General features: G+C 59.5%; 14 protein-coding genes. 13 read left to right on the plus strand and 1 reads right to left on the minus strand.

Annotation, left to right across the window (positions count from 1 at the left end):
- Positions 1-4 precede the first annotated feature (4 nt).
- The 13 genes from ubiB (at position 5) to ACSQ83_RS17575 (ending at position 15,396) form a co-directional block, all read left to right on the plus strand.
- Complete coding sequence (gene ubiB, locus ACSQ83_RS17515; protein WP_436229001.1) at positions 5-1,582, plus strand: ubiquinone biosynthesis regulatory protein kinase UbiB; 1,578 nt, start codon at positions 5-7, stop codon at positions 1,580-1,582.
- Between the two features lie 7 nt (positions 1,583-1,589).
- The gene (locus ACSQ83_RS17520; RefSeq protein WP_436229002.1) at positions 1,590-2,228 is read left to right on the plus strand and encodes a methyltransferase domain-containing protein; all 639 of its coding nucleotides are present in this window, start codon (positions 1,590-1,592) and stop codon (positions 2,226-2,228) included.
- Between the two features lie 181 nt (positions 2,229-2,409).
- Positions 2,410-2,832, plus strand: a complete 423-nt coding sequence (locus ACSQ83_RS17525) for an FmdB family zinc ribbon protein (protein WP_414949466.1) — start codon at positions 2,410-2,412, stop codon at positions 2,830-2,832.
- Positions 2,829-2,963, plus strand: a complete 135-nt coding sequence (locus tag ACSQ83_RS17530) for a hypothetical protein (protein WP_436229003.1) — start codon at positions 2,829-2,831, stop codon at positions 2,961-2,963. The genes ACSQ83_RS17525 and ACSQ83_RS17530 overlap by 4 nt, the downstream gene beginning before the upstream one ends.
- Before the next feature lie 67 nt (positions 2,964-3,030).
- The gene (locus ACSQ83_RS17535) at positions 3,031-3,687 is read left to right on the plus strand and encodes a DUF502 domain-containing protein (protein WP_414949465.1); all 657 of its coding nucleotides are present in this window, start codon (positions 3,031-3,033) and stop codon (positions 3,685-3,687) included.
- 77 nt (positions 3,688-3,764) lie between these two features.
- Positions 3,765-5,567 carry an aspartate--tRNA ligase gene (aspS, locus tag ACSQ83_RS17540; RefSeq protein ID WP_414949464.1) on the plus strand — a complete coding sequence of 601 codons (1,803 nt, stop codon included), beginning with the start codon at positions 3,765-3,767 and terminating at the stop codon, positions 5,565-5,567.
- Between the two features lie 807 nt (positions 5,568-6,374).
- Entirely contained in the window at positions 6,375-6,851 is a 477-nt protein-coding gene (nudB, locus tag ACSQ83_RS17545; protein WP_414949463.1) for a dihydroneopterin triphosphate diphosphatase, read from the plus strand.
- Complete coding sequence (locus ACSQ83_RS17550; RefSeq protein WP_436229004.1) at positions 6,848-8,128, plus strand: phospholipase D-like domain-containing protein; 1,281 nt, start codon at positions 6,848-6,850, stop codon at positions 8,126-8,128. Before nudB ends, ACSQ83_RS17550 begins: the two co-directional genes overlap by 4 nt.
- A 204-nt stretch (positions 8,129-8,332) precedes the next feature.
- Positions 8,333-8,932 carry a TetR/AcrR family transcriptional regulator gene (locus tag ACSQ83_RS17555; protein ID WP_158937231.1) on the plus strand — a complete coding sequence of 200 codons (600 nt, stop codon included), beginning with the start codon at positions 8,333-8,335 and terminating at the stop codon, positions 8,930-8,932.
- A gap of 87 nt (positions 8,933-9,019) precedes the next feature.
- Positions 9,020-10,807 carry an acyl-CoA dehydrogenase C-terminal domain-containing protein gene (locus tag ACSQ83_RS17560; protein WP_436229005.1) on the plus strand — a complete coding sequence of 596 codons (1,788 nt, stop codon included), beginning with the start codon at positions 9,020-9,022 and terminating at the stop codon, positions 10,805-10,807.
- A 76-nt stretch (positions 10,808-10,883) separates the two neighbouring features.
- The gene (locus ACSQ83_RS17565; RefSeq protein ID WP_436229006.1) at positions 10,884-13,319 is read left to right on the plus strand and encodes a 3-hydroxyacyl-CoA dehydrogenase/enoyl-CoA hydratase family protein; all 2,436 of its coding nucleotides are present in this window, start codon (positions 10,884-10,886) and stop codon (positions 13,317-13,319) included.
- A gap of 24 nt (positions 13,320-13,343) precedes the next feature.
- Positions 13,344-14,543, plus strand: coding sequence for an acetyl-CoA C-acyltransferase (locus ACSQ83_RS17570; RefSeq protein ID WP_436229007.1), 1,200 nt, complete (start codon positions 13,344-13,346; stop codon positions 14,541-14,543).
- Between the two features lie 88 nt (positions 14,544-14,631).
- Positions 14,632-15,396, plus strand: coding sequence for an enoyl-CoA hydratase (locus ACSQ83_RS17575; protein ID WP_436229008.1), 765 nt, complete (start codon positions 14,632-14,634; stop codon positions 15,394-15,396).
- A gap of 58 nt (positions 15,397-15,454) precedes the next feature.
- Here the strand turns inward: ACSQ83_RS17575 and fdhD are convergent, their stop codons facing one another.
- Positions 15,455-16,303, minus strand: a complete 849-nt coding sequence (gene fdhD / locus ACSQ83_RS17580; RefSeq protein WP_436229009.1) for a formate dehydrogenase accessory sulfurtransferase FdhD — start codon at positions 16,301-16,303, stop codon at positions 15,455-15,457.
- Between the last annotated feature and the right edge of the window lie 166 nt (positions 16,304-16,469).

Here is a 16,469-nt window from a genome sequence, read left to right on the forward strand (position 1 = left end):
AACCATGCGTCTTCTGCGTTTCCTCAAGATTTTTTTCACCGTAGTGCGATTCGGGCTCGACGAGCTGGTGATGAGCGGCATTCAGGACCGGCGCGTCCGTTTGCTGATGCGCGTCACCACGTTCGGCCGCAAGTTCGACGTCCCACGCGGGGTGCGGCTGCGTCTCGCGCTCGAAAGCCTTGGGCCTATCTTCGTGAAGTTTGGGCAGGTGCTGTCAACGCGCCGCGATTTGCTCCCTGTCGACATAGCCAACGAACTCGCCAAGCTTCAGGATCAAGTGCCGCCGTTCGACTCGGATGTCGCTATCGGCCTTGTGGAGAAGGCGCTGGGCTCGTCCATTGACGTCCTGTTCGACGACTTTGAGCGTGTGCCGGTGGCGAGTGCATCGATTGCGCAGGTGCATTTCGCCAAGATCAAGACCGGCGCCCACGGGGGCAAGGCAGTGGCGGTTAAGGTACTGCGGCCGAACATGCTGCCGGTGATCGATTCGGATCTGGCGTTGCTGCGCGACATTGCGTACTGGACCGAACGGCTGTGGGCGGACGGCAAGCGGCTGAAGCCACGCGAAGTGGTCGCCGAGTTCGATAAATACCTCCACGACGAACTCGACCTCATGCGCGAGGCTGCGAACGGCAGCCAGTTGCGGCGCAATTTCGCGGGCCTCGATTTGCTGATGGTGCCCGAGATGTACTGGGACTATTCGGCGCCCACCGTGCTGGTGATGGAGCGCATGGTCGGCGTGCCGATCAGCCAGGTGGAAGTGCTGCGAGCGGCGGGCGTGGATATCCCGAAACTGGCGCAGGAAGGCGTCGAGATATTCTTTACGCAAGTATTCCGCGACGGCTTTTTCCACGCCGACATGCATCCGGGCAACATCCAGGTGAGTCTCGCAGAGGAGACGTTCGGGCGGTATATCGCGCTGGATTTCGGGATTGTCGGCGCGCTGTCCGACTTCGATAAAAACTATCTGGCGCAGAATTTCCTGGCGTTCTTCAAGCGCGACTATCACCGTGTGGCCACGCTGCATCTGGAGTCGGGCTGGGTGCCGCCGAGCACGCGCGTCGAAGAGTTGGAAAGCGCTATCCGCGCCGTCTGCGAACCGTACTTCGACCGGGCGTTAAAAGATATTTCGCTGGGCCAGGTGCTGATGCGGCTCTTTTCCACCTCGCGGCGTTTCAACGTCGAGATTCAGCCGCAACTCGTGCTGCTGCAGAAAACGATGCTGAACGTGGAGGGGCTCGGTCGATCGCTCGATCCCGAACTCGATCTGTGGAAGACGGCCAAGCCGTATCTCGAACGCTGGATGAATGAGCAGGTCGGTTGGCGCGGCTGGTACGAAAGGCTAAAACTGGAAGCGCCGCAGTGGAGCAAGACGCTGCCGCAGTTGCCGCGCCTGATCCATCAGGTGCTGGCTGACCGTCATGACCAGCCCGGCGGCGGCAATGACGAGCTCATGCGCATGATCCTGATCGAGCAGAAACGTACGAATCGTTTGCTGCAAGCCTTGTTGATCTTCGGGCTTGCGGTAGGCGCGGGCGCGGTCCTTGTCCAGTTCTGGCAGGTGTTTGCATACGGAGGGTGAGGGCGCCATGATCGACACCAGCAAGCCCGCTTCTCCTCCCAGCTTCCAGGCTCGCGACCCGAACTCACCCGAGTTCTGGAACGAGCGCTTCGACCAGCGTTTTACACCCTGGGATCAGGCCGGCGCGCCTGAAGCGTTCAGGGCGTTTGCCCTCGCGCATCGGAACACGTCGGCGAACGTCCTGATACCCGGCTGCGGGAGCGCGTACGAAGCATTGTGGCTGGCGCGAGAAAACTGGCCGGTCAGAGCTATCGATTTCTCTCCGAGCGCCGTTGCGGCCGCGCGTGAGCAATTGGGCGAACACGCCGGCGTGGTTGAGCAAGCCGATTTCTTCGCGTACCAGCCGCCGTTTGAAACGAGTTGGATCTATGAGCGCGCGTTCCTGTGCGCCTTGCCGCGCGACCGGTGGCAGGACTATGCAGTTCGGATGGCCGAACTGCTGCAGCCCGGCGCGATGCTGGCGGGTTTCTATTTCCTCGGCAATACCCCCAAGGGCCCACCGTTCGGCATCGAGCGCGATGCGCTCGATGCGTTGCTGACACCGTACTTCGAACTCGTGGAGGAGCACGAAGTGACCGGTTCCATCGACGTCTTCGCAGGACGCGAACGCTGGCTTACCTGGCGTCGGCGTGGACCGAAAGCTTAGTCCGGCGTCTGAATCCGCCTGCGCTTGCATAGCCTGCGTTTCGACAAAAGAAACCTGCGCAAACTGGCCGCGTCCCCTTGAAACCAAGGCCTGCCAGCCCAAAATTAAGGGTTGGCCGATGGTTTGAGGCTATAATTCAGGGCTTTGCAAGCGCCGAAACGTTAATCGTAGGAAGAGTGACATGCCGATCTACGCGTACCGCTGCGAGTCCTGCGGCTTCGAAAAAGACGCGCTCCAGAAAATGAGCGACGCACCGCTCACGCACTGTCCGCAGTGCGGGAAAGACACATTCGTCAAACAGGTAACGGCCGCGGGCTTTCAGTTGAAGGGCTCAGGCTGGTACGTGACCGATTTCCGCGGTGGCAACAACGGCGCCCCTGCTGCCAAGAAAGAAGACGGCAGCAAGAAGGACGAAGGCGCCAAAGCCGAAACGAAGAGCGAAGGCGCATCGGATTCCGGCAGTTCGAGTAAAGATTCGGGCAATCAGTCGTCGAAGACCGATTCCTCCGCTGCAAGCACGCCAGCGGCAGACAGCTCGAAGTCGAGCGGTACGTCGTCGGCAGCGGCGTCATCGAGCAAACCGGCTTCGCCTGCATCGAATTGACGTTCGTCGTCGGGGTGAAGCGCGAAGCCTGCAATGCAGTCGTGCTCAGCCCGTGCCGCAAGCGCGTCCAGTTGCACGATCTGCTCGATCTGTCCGATCGCACGCAAGAAGATGACCGCCCGAAGCCGTGAATGTGCGCTGGGCGGCAAACCAGCCAAACCGTTGAAGCTCGAACGGGGCGGCCTTCCGGCTGTGTAAATGACGACCAAAAAGACTACGTTGAAATCCGTGTTTGCGACCGGCCTGCTGGTGCTGGTTCCGCTCGCCATCACGCTGTGGGTGATCGGGCTCGTGATCGGGACCATGGACCAGACGCTCCTGCTGTTGCCGGAATCCTGGCAACCCGAGCGGGTCTTCGGCTTTCACCTGCCGGGCCTCGGCGCTGTGCTGACGCTCGCTTTCATATTCGTCGTGGGCTTGCTCACGCAGAACTTCGTCGGCCAGAAGCTGGTCGAGTGGTGGAATGTGATCGTGCGTCACATTCCCGTGGTCGGGCCGCTGTATACCAGCGTCAAACAAGTGTCGGACACGTTGCTCTCCAGCAGCGGCAACGCGTTTCGCAAGGCACTGCTGATCCGTTACCCGCATTCGGGGTCCTACACCATCGGTTTCCTGACGGGCGTTCCCGGCGGCGACGTGGTCAATCACCTGACTGAAGAACATGTGAGCGTCTACGTGCCGACCACGCCGAATCCCACCTCGGGTTTCTTCCTGATGGTGCCGAAAAGCGAAGTCATCGAGCTCGACATGTCCGTCGATGCTGCGTTGAAGTACATCGTATCTATGGGAGTAGTCGCGCCGTCCATGCCGCAAGCGCAGGCCGCGCCGCGTCGCCCCGTCGATCCGCCGCTGTAATGCCGGCGCGCTGCGAACAACGCTTTGAGCTTGTGCGCGCGCACCGTTGATCAATGAATAACGAAAGACACAACATCATGTCGATGAGATCCGAATACTGCGGTCTGGTGACCGAAGCCCTGCTGGGCCAAAGCGTTTCGCTGTGCGGCTGGGTTCATCGCCGGCGAGATCATGGCGGCGTTATTTTTATCGATTTGCGTGATCGCGAGGGCCTGGTCCAGGTCGTTTGCGATCCCGATCGCGCTGAGATGTTCAAGATTGCCGAAGGGGTGCGCGGCGAGTTTTGCGTGCAGGTGAAAGGCGTCGTGCGCGCCCGTCCGGAAGGCACGGCGAACGCCGGTCTGACGAGCGGCAAGATAGAAGTGCTGTGCCACGAGCTGAATGTGCTGAACCCGTCGGTGACGCCTCCGTTCCAGCTCGACGACGACAACCTCTCCGAAACCACGCGCCTCACGCATCGTGTGCTCGACCTGCGCCGTCCGCAAATGCAGCAGAACCTGCGTTTGCGTTATCGCGTGGCGATTGAAGTGCGCAAGTATCTGGATGCGCAGGGTTTTATCGATATTGAAACGCCGATGCTCACCAAGAGCACGCCGGAAGGTGCGCGCGATTACCTCGTGCCGTCGCGTACGAACCCGGGTCAGTTTTTCGCGCTGCCGCAGTCGCCGCAATTGTTCAAGCAATTGCTGATGGTGGCGAACTTCGATCGTTACTACCAGATCGTGAAATGTTTCCGCGACGAAGATCTGCGCGCGGATCGTCAGCCGGAATTCACGCAGATCGACTGTGAGACGTCGTTCTTGACGGAACAGGAAATTCGCGATCTGTTCGAAGCGATGATCCGTCACGTCTTCAAAGAGACCATCAACGTCTCGCTGGACGAAAAATTCCCGGTCATGCTGTATTCCGAAGCCATGCGCCGTTTCGGCTCGGACAAGCCGGATTTGCGTGTGAAGCTGGAATTCACTGATCTGACGGACGCCGTTCGCGACGTCGATTTCAAGGTTTTCAGCACGCCGGCCAATTCCAAGGACGGCCGCGTGGCGGCGATCCGCGTGCCGCGTGGCGGCGAGATGACGCGCAGCGAGATCGATGGCTACACGGAATTCGTGCGCATCTATGGCGCGAAGGGTCTGGCCTGGATCAAGGTGAATGACATCGCGAAGGGCCGCGACGGTTTGCAAAGCCCGATCGTGAAGAACCTGCACGATGCAGCGATCGCTGCGATCATCGAGCGGACCGGCGCGCAGAACGGCGACATCATTTTCTTCGCGGCGGATCGTTCGAAGGTTGTGAACGACAGCTTGGGCGCGTTGCGTCTGAAGATCGGCCATTCGGAGTTCGGCCGTGCGAACGGCTTGTTCGAAAAGGGCTGGAAGCCGCTGTGGGTGACGGACTTCCCCATGTTCGAATTCGACGAAGAAGACAACCGTTACGTGGCTGCGCATCACCCGTTCACGAGTCCGAAGGACGAGCATCTGGAATATCTGGAAACGGACCCGGGCCGCTGCCTCGCGAAGGCATACGACATGGTGCTGAATGGCTGGGAAATTGGCGGCGGATCGGTGCGGATTTATCAGGAAGAAGTGCAGAGCAAGGTGTTCCGCGCGCTCAAGATTGGCGCCGAAGAAGCACGTCTCAAGTTCGGCTTCCTGCTCGACGCGCTTCAGTACGGCGCGCCGCCGCATGGCGGTATCGCCTTCGGGCTGGATCGTATCGTCACAATGATGGCCGGTGCCGATTCCATCCGCGACGTTATCGCGTTCCCGAAGACGCAGCGCGCGACCGATTTGTTGACGCAAGCGCCGAGCGAAGTGGACGAGAAGCAGTTGAAGGAACTGCACATTCGTTTGCGCGCGCCGGAGCCGAAGCCGCAGTAAGCTTTAGCAGCATCACGGGTTGAAACGAAAAAGGCGCCGCAGGCGCCTTTTTCGGTTTATGCGGTACTAATTTTCGGCGAAGCTGTGCGCCGTAAATTCTCTTCGCCCGATTCTGAATAGCCGATAGCCAGAATCATGTCCAGGCTATAAAGCTTGGTGCGGTACTACTTGCCGTCCGCGGCAGTTGTCAAGGAATTCTTAACAACTGCGCTTTCGACCAACTCGGCGCCTTCCAGCACGTTTTATACGTGCAGACTGACATTCTGCTTAGTGGTCAGAAACAGCTCTGCTATTTCCAGTTACGACAGCCAGACGTTTCCGTCCAAGGCTCGAAGTTTTACCTGTGCTAGTCCGTCTTCGGTCTGGTACAGGATCAATTCACCGCTCATGTACTACCGTCCCTTAAATGGCTATAACTTTTGATCAGCCCAACAACTTTTGCGTCGGCGTCCGGCCGCACTGCTCGAATTAGAGGCGCGTGGATCTATGGGCGCCGTGGGCAAGTGACCTTTGTAACGGCTGATAAATACCCCATACGATAAGGCAGCATTTTCGCCCACAGGGTCGTTTTGCGATGGTTTTTGACCGTTGGAGCACGATTGCATCGATAAAATCTCACCTCGTCCAAGGCCTTCTGCTGCAAATCGCCCACGACAAGTACTCAGAGCCGACTGAGGGAGTGCGCGAGTTCCCCAACCCTTCCCCCATTTGCAACATCCGAAACGAAACCACCTCCCGGTGCGCCTTTTCCCATTTTTAGGTTACATTCTTCGGCCAGCCTCTTAGAAAGGCCGCAACGTTCCAATCATGTCCAAGCCGCCGAAAATTCCTGAGTCTGTCCTCGTTGTCATCCATACGCCCGAAATGGACGTGCTCGTCATCGAGCGCTTCGACCGGCCAGGTTTCTGGCAGTCCGTGACGGGTTCAAAAGATCACATCGACGAACCGTTGGCCCTGACGGCGGCACGCGAAGTCGCCGAGGAAACCGGGATCGTGGTCGGCAGCCCGGGCGTGCCGGAGCGTTCTTTGATCGACTGGCATCATCGGATTGAATACGACATCTATCCCGAGTGGCGGCATCGGTATGCCGAAGGCGTCGTGCGAAATGTCGAGCATCAGTTCAGCCTGCTCGTCCCGCATTGCGTGGAAGTGAAGCTTGCGCCGCGCGAGCACACCGCGTTTCTCTGGCTGCCGCTCCGTGAGGCGGCGGCGAAGTGTTTTTCATCGTCGAATCGTGAGGCGATCCTGCAATTGCCCGAGCGTCTCGCGGAGCACAGCCGGTGATCGGTTTCGGTACGCCCAAACGCCGGTTCGCCCGACTCAAGCTAGCGCTCTTTGGCGGACGCCGCCCGATACGCCTGTGCTTCACCATCAACAACACGGTGCGGTTGTTCAAATCCGGCGTGGAATTTTTCCCGGCGCTGATCGAACGCATTGACGCCGCGAAGCACGACGTCTCGCTTGAGACCTATATCTTCTGCGACGACGAAGCGGGCCGTGCCGTTTCCACGGCACTGATGAACGCGGCCCGGCGCGGCGTGCATGTACGCGTGATTACGGACGGCATAGGCACCGCGAAACTTCCGCTCTTCGACGAATGGGCGCAGGCTAACGTCGAGCATCGTGTGTACAACCCGCATCTGTTCGGCCAGCTTGGCTTCTCGCGGACGCATCGCAAGCTGGTGGTGATCGATCATCACATTGCGTTCTGCGGCGGCATCAATATTGTCGATGACTTCGACCAGAACGGCGTTCATCTCGACAACCCGCGCTGGGACTTTGCGCTGGAAGCGCAGGGTCCGGTGGTCAAGGATGTCCGCGAAGCCTTCGATCTCCAATGGCAGCGGATTCGACTCGGCGTGAAGCCGCTGACGCCGCGGCCACAAGATCAAGAGCCTACGCCGGGGGCATCGTCGAGAACGAACCGCCGTGCATTGAGAGCACGCCTGCGAGCGCGACGGGGCCTGATTCACGCAGTCGACCAGCCGTGCGTGGCTTTTGTCGCCCGCGACAACCTGCTCAACCGGCGCGCAATCGAAAAGGCGTACCTCGCCGCGATTTCGCACGCGGAAGAAGAAGTGATGCTGGCGAATCCGTATTTCATGCCGGGGCGCAAGCTGCGCCGCGCGCTGGCGCGCGCCGCGCAGCGTGGTGTTCGCGTCACGCTGGTGATCGGGAGAAAAGAGTTTGTCGCGCTCGATTACGCAACACCGTTCTTGTATCGCAATCTTCTGAAGTACGGCGTGCGGATCGCGGAATATGAGAAAACAATCCTGCACGGCAAGGTGGCCGTAGTAGATTCGAACTGGGCGACGGTAGGATCGTCGAATCTGGACGCATTGAGCCTGGTGCTGAACAATGAGGCGAACATGGTGCTGGTGAACCATGAAAACGAGATCGTGAAGCTGCGCGACGCGATCCTGGCTGCCTTTCACGACGGCCGGCCGATCACGGTCGAGCAATATGCAGCGCGTCCGGCTGGTGAGCGTTTGCTTAACTGGCTCGCCTACAACGCGTATCGCACGATGATGAAAATGCTCACCATCGGCCGCTACGATTGAGGCGTAAAAACCGCCGCGCGGTCAAACCCGGACAGCCCCGACTGGCTGTTCGCCCACAAACCGGGACCAACTGAGACTCATCCTATAGATGTAGCCAGAAGTTAGACCCCGGTTTCTAATAAAAAGCTTGTTTCATGAGCGGCTAGCTATAACAATAGTACGGCCGTTCGATTTTATTTTGATTCAATGAAAACGGTAAAGATCATGCGAAAAGGCGAACAGACACGTGTCGCGATCCTCGATGCTGCGCTGGACCTGGCAAGCCGCGACGGACTTGAGGGTTTGACGATCGGCTTGCTGGCCGAACGGATGCAAATGAGCAAGAGCGGCGTCTTCGCGCATTTCGGCTCGCGCGAGGATCTTCAGGTGGAAGTGGTGAAGGAATATCACCGTCGCTTTGAAGATGAAGTGTTCTATCCGAGCCTGCGCGAAGCACGCGGGTTGCCGCGTTTGCGTTCAATGCTGGCGCGCTGGATGGAAAAGCGCATCGAGGAAGTGACAACGGGCTGTATCTACATCAGCGGCGCGGTGGAGTACGACGATCGTGCCGACAGTGCGGTCCGCGAGCAGCTGGTGCACAGCGTGACCACCTGGCGAGCGGCGCTCACGCGCGCGATCAACCAGGCAAAAGATGAAGGGCATTTGCGCTCGGACACCGATCCGGCGCTGATGCTGTTTGAACTTTATAGCTTCACGCTCGGCCTGCATCATGATGCGCGTTTCCTGCACTTGCCGGAGGCGGTGCAACTGACGCGGGACGCGCTGGAAAAAACGATTGTTTCATATCAAAGCAACGGTCATTAGGCGTCAGGCGGATCAGCAGAGGGCAAGCTTTACGGCAGATTCGGCGGCGACCAAGGCCCAAGCTTCCTGGACACTTGGAGAAGAAAAATGGGACAGTACACAGCGCCGCTGCGTGACATGCAATTTGTCTTGCACGAATTGCTCAATGTGGAAGCCGAGGTCAAGAACATGCCAAAGCATGCCGACCTCGACGCGGATACCATCAATCAGGTTCTCGAAGAGGCCGGCAAGTTCTGCGCCGAGGTGCTTTTTCCGCTGAACCAGATTGGCGACCGTGAAGGCTGCACGTACGAAGGCGATGGTGTCGTGCGCACGCCGGCAGGGTTCAAGGAAGCCTACAAGCAATACGTGGAAGCGGGCTGGCCGGCACTGGGTTGCGATCCGGAATACGGCGGCCAGGGCTTGCCCGCGTTCGTGAACAACGCGCTGTTCGAAATGCTGAACTCGGCGAATCAAGCATGGACGATGTACCCCGGCTTGTCGCACGGCGCGTATGAATGTGTTCACGCGCACGGCGCGCCGGAGTTGCAAAAGATGTACTTGCCGAAACTCGTCGACGGCACCTGGACCGGCACCATGTGCCTGACCGAGCCGCATTGCGGCACGGACTTGGGGCTGCTGCGCACGAAGGCCGAACCGAACAGCGATGGTTCGTACGCCATCAGCGGCACGAAGATTTTCATCTCCAGCGGCGAACATGACCTGGCTGAGAACATCGTGCATCTGGTGTTGGCTCGTCTGCCGGGTGCGCCCATTGGCACGAAGGGCATCTCGCTTTTCATCGTGCCGAAGTTCATTCCGACGGACGCCGGCGCTCCCGGCGAACGCAATGGCGTGAAGTGCGGTTCCATCGAACACAAGATGGGCATTCACGGCAATTCCACATGCGTCATCAACCTGGACTCCGCGAAAGGCTGGCTTGTTGGCGAGGCGAACAAGGGCTTGAACGCCATGTTCGTGATGATGAACGCCGCGCGTCTGGGCGTCGGCATGCAAGGCCTGGGGCTGACGGAAATCGCCTATCAGAACTCGCTCGTGTACGCGAAGGAACGTCTTCAAATGCGTTCGCTGACCGGCCCGAAAGCGCCGGAAAAAGCCGCTGATCCGATCATCGTGCATCCGGATGTTCGCCGTATGTTGCTCACGCAGAAAGCCTATGCCGAAGCCGGTCGCGCTTTCACGTACTGGGCTGCGCTGAACATCGATAAAGAACTGTCCCATGCCGATGAAGCCGCGCGCAAAGACGCCGCCGACCTCGTCGCGCTGCTCACGCCGGTCATCAAGGCGTTCCTGACGGACAACGCGTTCGAAGGCACCAACATGGGCATGCAGATCTACGGCGGCCATGGCTTTATCGCCGAATGGGGCATGGAGCAATACGTGCGCGATGCTCGCATCAACATGATCTACGAAGGCACGAATTCGATTCAGGCGCTGGATCTGCTCGGCCGCAAGATTCTCGGCGACATGGGCGCGAAGTTGAAGAAATTCGGCAAGCTCGTGACCGACTTCGTGGAAGAAGAAGGCGTGAAGCCGGAGATGCAGGAGTTCATCAACCCGCTCGCGGATATCGGCGATAAGGTCCAGAAGCTGACCATGGAAATCGGCATGAAGGCGATGCAGAATCCGGACGAAGTCGGCGCCGCTTCCGTGCCGTATCTGCGTACCGTCGGGCATCTGGTGTTCTCGTATTTCTGGGCGCGCATGGCACGCATCGCGCTGGACAAGGAAGCTGAAGGCGATCCGTTCTACAAGGCGAAGCTCGCCACTGCACGTTTCTACTTCGCCAAGTTGCTGCCTGAAACGGCATCGACGATTCGCGCCGCGCGCGCCGGATCGAAGACGCTGATGGACTACGACGAAGCCTTGTTCTAGGCCTCTTTTGCACTGCGCCGCATCTTTCACAGGATGCGGCGCATCGTCATATCGAAACCCTCTCCCGGAGACACACGTGAGCAATCTGAACATACGCAAGGTGGCCGTACTCGGCGCCGGCGTGATGGGCGCGCAGATCGCTGCGCACCTGATCAACGCCCAGGTGCCAGTCCTGCTGTTCGACCTGCCGGCAAAAGAAGGTCCGAAGAACGGCATCGCGTTGAAGGCGATCGAAAATCTGAAGAAGCTGTCGCCCGCGCCGTTCGGCGTGAAGGACGACGCGCAATACATCCAGCCCGCGAATTACGACGATGACATCGAGAAGCTGAAAGAGTGCGATCTCGTGATCGAAGCGATCGCCGAGCGCATGGACTGGAAGCACGACTTGTACAAGAAGGTCTCGCCGTACATTGGCGAGAAAGCGATTTTCGCGACCAATACGTCGGGGCTGTCGATCACGGAGTTGTCGAAGGGTTTCTCCGATGAACTCAAGGCGCGTTTTTGCGGCGTGCACTTTTTTAATCCGCCGCGCTACATGCATCTGGTCGAACTGATTCCGACCGATACCACGCAGCCGCAGATTCTCGATCAACTTGAAACGTTCTTGACGAGCGTGGTGGGCAAGGGCGTCGTGCGGGCAAAGGACACGCCGAATTTCATCGCAAATCGCGTGGGCGTGTTTTCGATTCTTGCGGTGATTGCAGAAGCCGAGAAGTTCGGACTGCGTTTCGATGAAGTCGATGACCTCACGGGCGCACGTCTTGGCCGCGCGAAATCGGCGACGTTTCGCACGGCGGATGTGGTCGGTCTCGACACCATGGCGCACGTCATCAAGACGATGCAGGACAACCTGCCGGACGATCCCTTCTTCGCGTTGTATGAAACGCCGGCTGTGCTCGCCGGTCTGGTGAAGAACGGCGCGCTGGGGCAAAAATCGGGCGCTGGGTTCTACAAGAAAGAAGGCAAGGCAATCAAGGTGCTGGACCCGAAGACGGGAACCTACGTCGATGGCGGCGGCAAGGCGGATGAACTCGTCGGCCGTATCCTGAAGCGTCCACCGGCTGAACGCCTGAAGTTGCTGCGCGAATCGGAACATCCGCAGGCTCAATTCCTGTGGTCCATTTTCCGCGATGTGTTTCATTACATCGGCGTGCATCTTGAGTCCGTTGCAGACAACGCACGCGATATCGACCTCGCGATCCGCTGGGGTTTTGGCTGGAACGAAGGTCCGTTCGAAGGCTGGCAAGCGGCTGGCTGGACGCAAGTGGCGAAGTGGGTGCAGGAAGATATCGATGCGGGTAAGGCGTTGTCGAAAGCGCCGTTGCCATCGTGGGTGTTCGACGGTCCTGTGGCCGAGAAGGGCGGCGTGCATACGGCTGAAGGATCGTGGTCGGCTACAGCTTCCAGGTACGTCCCGCGTTCATCGCTCGATGTTTATAAGAAGCAGGTATTCCGCGCACCGTTGATCGGTGAAACAGGTGTCGATCCGAAGACCTACGGCAAGACGCTGTTCGAAACCGACGCCGTGCGTGCGTGGGTCGATGACCGCGCGGGCGAAGACGATGTCGTGATCGTGTCGTTCAAGAGCAAGATGAACACGATTGGACCGTCGGTGATCGAAGGTTTGACGAAGGCGATCGAACTCGCTGAAGCCGAGTACAAGGGCGTCGTCATTTGGCAAACGTCCGCGTTGAAACTCGGTAATCCGGGCGGCGCGTTCTCGGCCGGTGCGAACCTTGAAGAAGCGATGCCCGCGTTCATGATGGGCGGCGCGAAGGGTATCGAACCGTTCGTGAAGAATTTCCAGCAGGGCATGTTGCGCGTGAAGTACGCGAGCGTGCCGGTGGTGGCGGCGGTGTCGGGCATCGCGCTCGGCGGCGGTTGCGAACTCGCGCTGCATTCGGCGAAGCGGGTTGCGCATATCGAAAGCTATATGGGGCTGGTGGAAGTCGGTGTGGGTCTGGTGCCCGCTGGCGGTGGTTTGAAGGAAGCGGCGTTGCGCGCAGCGACCGCGGCCAGCGCCGTGAATGCAACCAGCGATCTTCTGAAATTCGTGCAGAAATCGTTTGAAAACGCCGCGATGGCGAAGGTGTCGGCATCGGCGCTGGAAGCTCGCGCGATGGGGTATCTCAAACCCTCCGACACGATCGTTTTCAACGTGCACGAATTGCTCGATATCGCCAAGAAGGAAGCGCGCGCTTTGAGCGCTGCAGGTTATCGCGCGCCGTTGCGTGCCGTGCAAATCCCCGTTGCGGGACGCTCGGCAATTTCGACCATCAAGGCGTCGCTCGTGAACATGCGCGATGGCCGTTTTATCAGCGACCACGATTTCCTGATCGCTAGCCGTATCGCGGAAGCGGTGTGCGGCGGCGATGTGGAAGCAGGCAGTCTCGTCGACGAAGAATGGCTGCTGGCGCTCGAGCGTCGTGCGTTTGTCGAGTTGCTCGGCACCGCAAAGACGCAAGAACGGATCATGGGCATGTTGCAAACCGGTAAGCCGGTTCGTAACTAACGCGCGCACCTTTTGGAGCTGCAAATGAGCAAACAAGTGCAGGACGCATATATTGTCGCCGCGAGCCGGACGCCTATCGGCAAGGCGCCGCGCGGCATCTTCAAGAACACGCGGCCGGACGAACTGCTCGTCCACGCGATCCGTTCAGCCGTCGCGCAAGTGCCCGGGCTGGATACGAAGCTGATCGAAGACGCAATCATCGGTTGCGCGATTCCCGAAGGCGAGCAAGGCCTGAACGTGGCGCGTATCGGCGCGTTGCTCGCAGGCCTGCCGAACTCGGTTGGCGGCGTGACCGTGAACCGCTTCTGCGCATCGGGCGTGACCGCATTGGCGATGGCCGCTGACCGCATTCGCGTCGGTGAATCGGACGTGATGATCGCAGGCGGATGCGAGTCGATGAGCATGGTGCCCATGATGGGCAACAAGCCGTCGCTGTCGCCGCATATCTTCGATCGCGACGAGAACGTCGGCATTGCTTACGGCATGGGCTTGACCGCCGAACGCGTGGCCGAGCGCTGGAAGATCAGCCGCGAAGCGCAGGATGCGTTCTCGGTGGAATCGCATCGACGCGCATTGGAAGCGCAACGCACCGGCGAGTTCAACGATGAAATCGCCGCCTTCACGCTGAACGAACGTTTCCCGGATCTTGCCTCAGGTGAGATTCGCGTGAATTCGCGCGAGATCAGGAACGACGAAGGCCCGCGTCAGGACACGACAATGGAAGGGCTCGCCAAATTGCGTCCCGTCTTCGCGGCAAAAGGTTCGGTCACGGCCGGCAACAGCTCGCAGACTTCCGACGGCGCGGGTGCGTTGATCGTGGTCAGCGAGAAGATCCTGAAGCAATTCAACCTGACGCCGCTCGCGCGTTTCGTGAGTTTTGCGGTGCGTGGCGTGCCGCCGGAAATCATGGGTATCGGGCCGAAGGAAGCCATTCCTGCAGCGTTGAAAGCGGCGGGATTGACGCAGGACGATATCGACTGGATCGAACTCAACGAAGCATTCGCTGCGCAATCCTTGGCTGTGATTCAGGACCTCGGACTCGATCCGTCGAAAATCAATCCGCTTGGCGGCGCGATCGCGTTGGGTCATCCGCTGGGCGCGACGGGCGCCATTCGTGCCGCCACGGTCGTGCACGGCTTGCGCCGGCGCAACCTGAAGTACGGCATGGTGACCATGTGCGTGGGAACGGGCATGGGCGCGGCGGGCATTATCGAACGGATGTAATCACGTATTAGCCAATGCAAAACGACGGTTCGCGCACCACCCGGTTCGCGGACCGTTTCTTCATTCAGGATTCGTTCAGGAGACAGGAATGGACATCATCACCGAACACGTCGATGGCGTGCTGAGCATCACCATCAACCGTCCGGCCCGGAAGAACGCGTTAACCGCCGCGATGTACCAAACAATGGCCGACGCTTTCTTCGATGCCGAAAACGACCCCGCCGTGCGCGTCGTGCTGATTCGCGCAGTCGGCGATACGTTCAGCGCGGGCAACGACATCGAGGATTTCATGAAGGCGCCGCCCGCGAAGCAGGACGCGCCGGTGTTCCAGTTCTTGCGCCGCATCAGCACCGCGCAGAAGCCGGTGGTGGCAGCGGTAAGCGGCGGGGCGGTGGGTATCGGTACGACGATGCTGCTGCATTGCGACCTGGTCTACGCAGCGTCGACGGCCAAGTTCGCGCTGCCGTTCGTGCAGCTTGGGTTGTGTCCCGAAGCGGCGTCGAGTGCGCTCTTGCCGCGCATTGCGGGTTATCAGCGCGCGGCGGAGAAACTTCTGCTGGGCGAATCTTTCGATGCCGCTGAGGCCGCAAATATGGGGATCGTGAACCGGGTTTTATCGGCGGACGAAGTGGACGCGTTTGCTATGAAACAGGCGAAGAAACTCGCGGCGTTGCCGCCGGCATCGTTGAAGGCGACCAAAGCGTTGATGAAGGGCGGTCAGGCTGGAGAAATCAGCGCGCAGATGGCGGCAGAGGCGGAGCACTTCGCCCACATGCTGACCGCGCCCGAAGCGAAGGAGGCGTTCACGGCTTTCTTTGAGAAGCGCAAGCCGGATTTCAGCCGGTTCAATTAAAGCTTGGGCTCTCGGATAAACCGAGGGCTCAAGTGGCAAGAAGTGCCAAGGGCCACGCTTAACGCGTGGCGCTGTCCACGCAGCTGTAGTCCACAAAGCCGTTTTCCCGCGCAAAACTCACCAGCCGCAACCCCGCCTTTTCCGCGATGGAAATTGCCAGCGACGTAGGCGCGGAAATGGTGACGAGCATGGGCACACCGACCCGTGCCGATTTGCGCACGAGTTCGTAGCTTGCCCGGCTCGAAAGGAATACGAAACCTTGCGTAGTGTCCACGCGTTGCAGCACCAGATGCCCGATCAATTTGTCGAGCGCGTTGTGGCGGCCCACGTCTTCGAATGCGTATTTGACCGCGCCGCTTTCATCGCACCAGGCGGCTGCGTGCAATCCCCCCGTCAGCTTCGATAACTGCTGGTGCGCCGGCAATTCACGCGCGGCGTGAGCAATGGCGTCGCTCGCAAGACGCTTCAAAAAGCCGGTATCGGGCACGCGTTCAGGCTGCAGATCGAGCAAGTCGATACTCTCGATCCCGCACACGCCGCAGCCCGTTCGTCCGGCCAATGCCCGGCGTTTTTGCTTCAGCGCGACAAATGCCTGCTGCACCACCTGCAGATGCACTTCAGCGTGTGGCAAGGTGTCGCCGGCAGGGGTATCGTGGAAAAATACCTCGATGTCGTGAATGTCACTGCCGCGCTCCACAATGCCTTCGGTCAGCGAAAAGCCCACCGCGAACGCTTCCAGGTCGCGCGGCGTGCACATCATGACCGCGTGCGAAACGCCGTTGTACACGAGCGCGACGGGCCATTCCTGGCCGACGTCATCGGCGGCGTCGCGTGTTTCGCCCAGCCGGTGCCGCCGCACGGGGCGCTGTACGTAGCCCGGTTGATCGTCGATGTCTGTGTCATTCATTGCATGGCTCACTTGCTGATTGCTTTCGATGTCGCGTTTTAGCCGCTACTCATGAGTATTATCGAGATAAATTCGGGCACACCGCTTGCTCCTTTATGGGGCAGCAGACACACTATAAAGCCGTTCAAGGCCCTACGATAACCTACCGCGGCCTCACCCGCTTTCC

Source organism: Caballeronia sp. LjRoot29 (assembly GCF_964252755.1).
Taxonomy (GTDB): Bacteria; Pseudomonadota; Gammaproteobacteria; order Burkholderiales; family Burkholderiaceae; genus Caballeronia.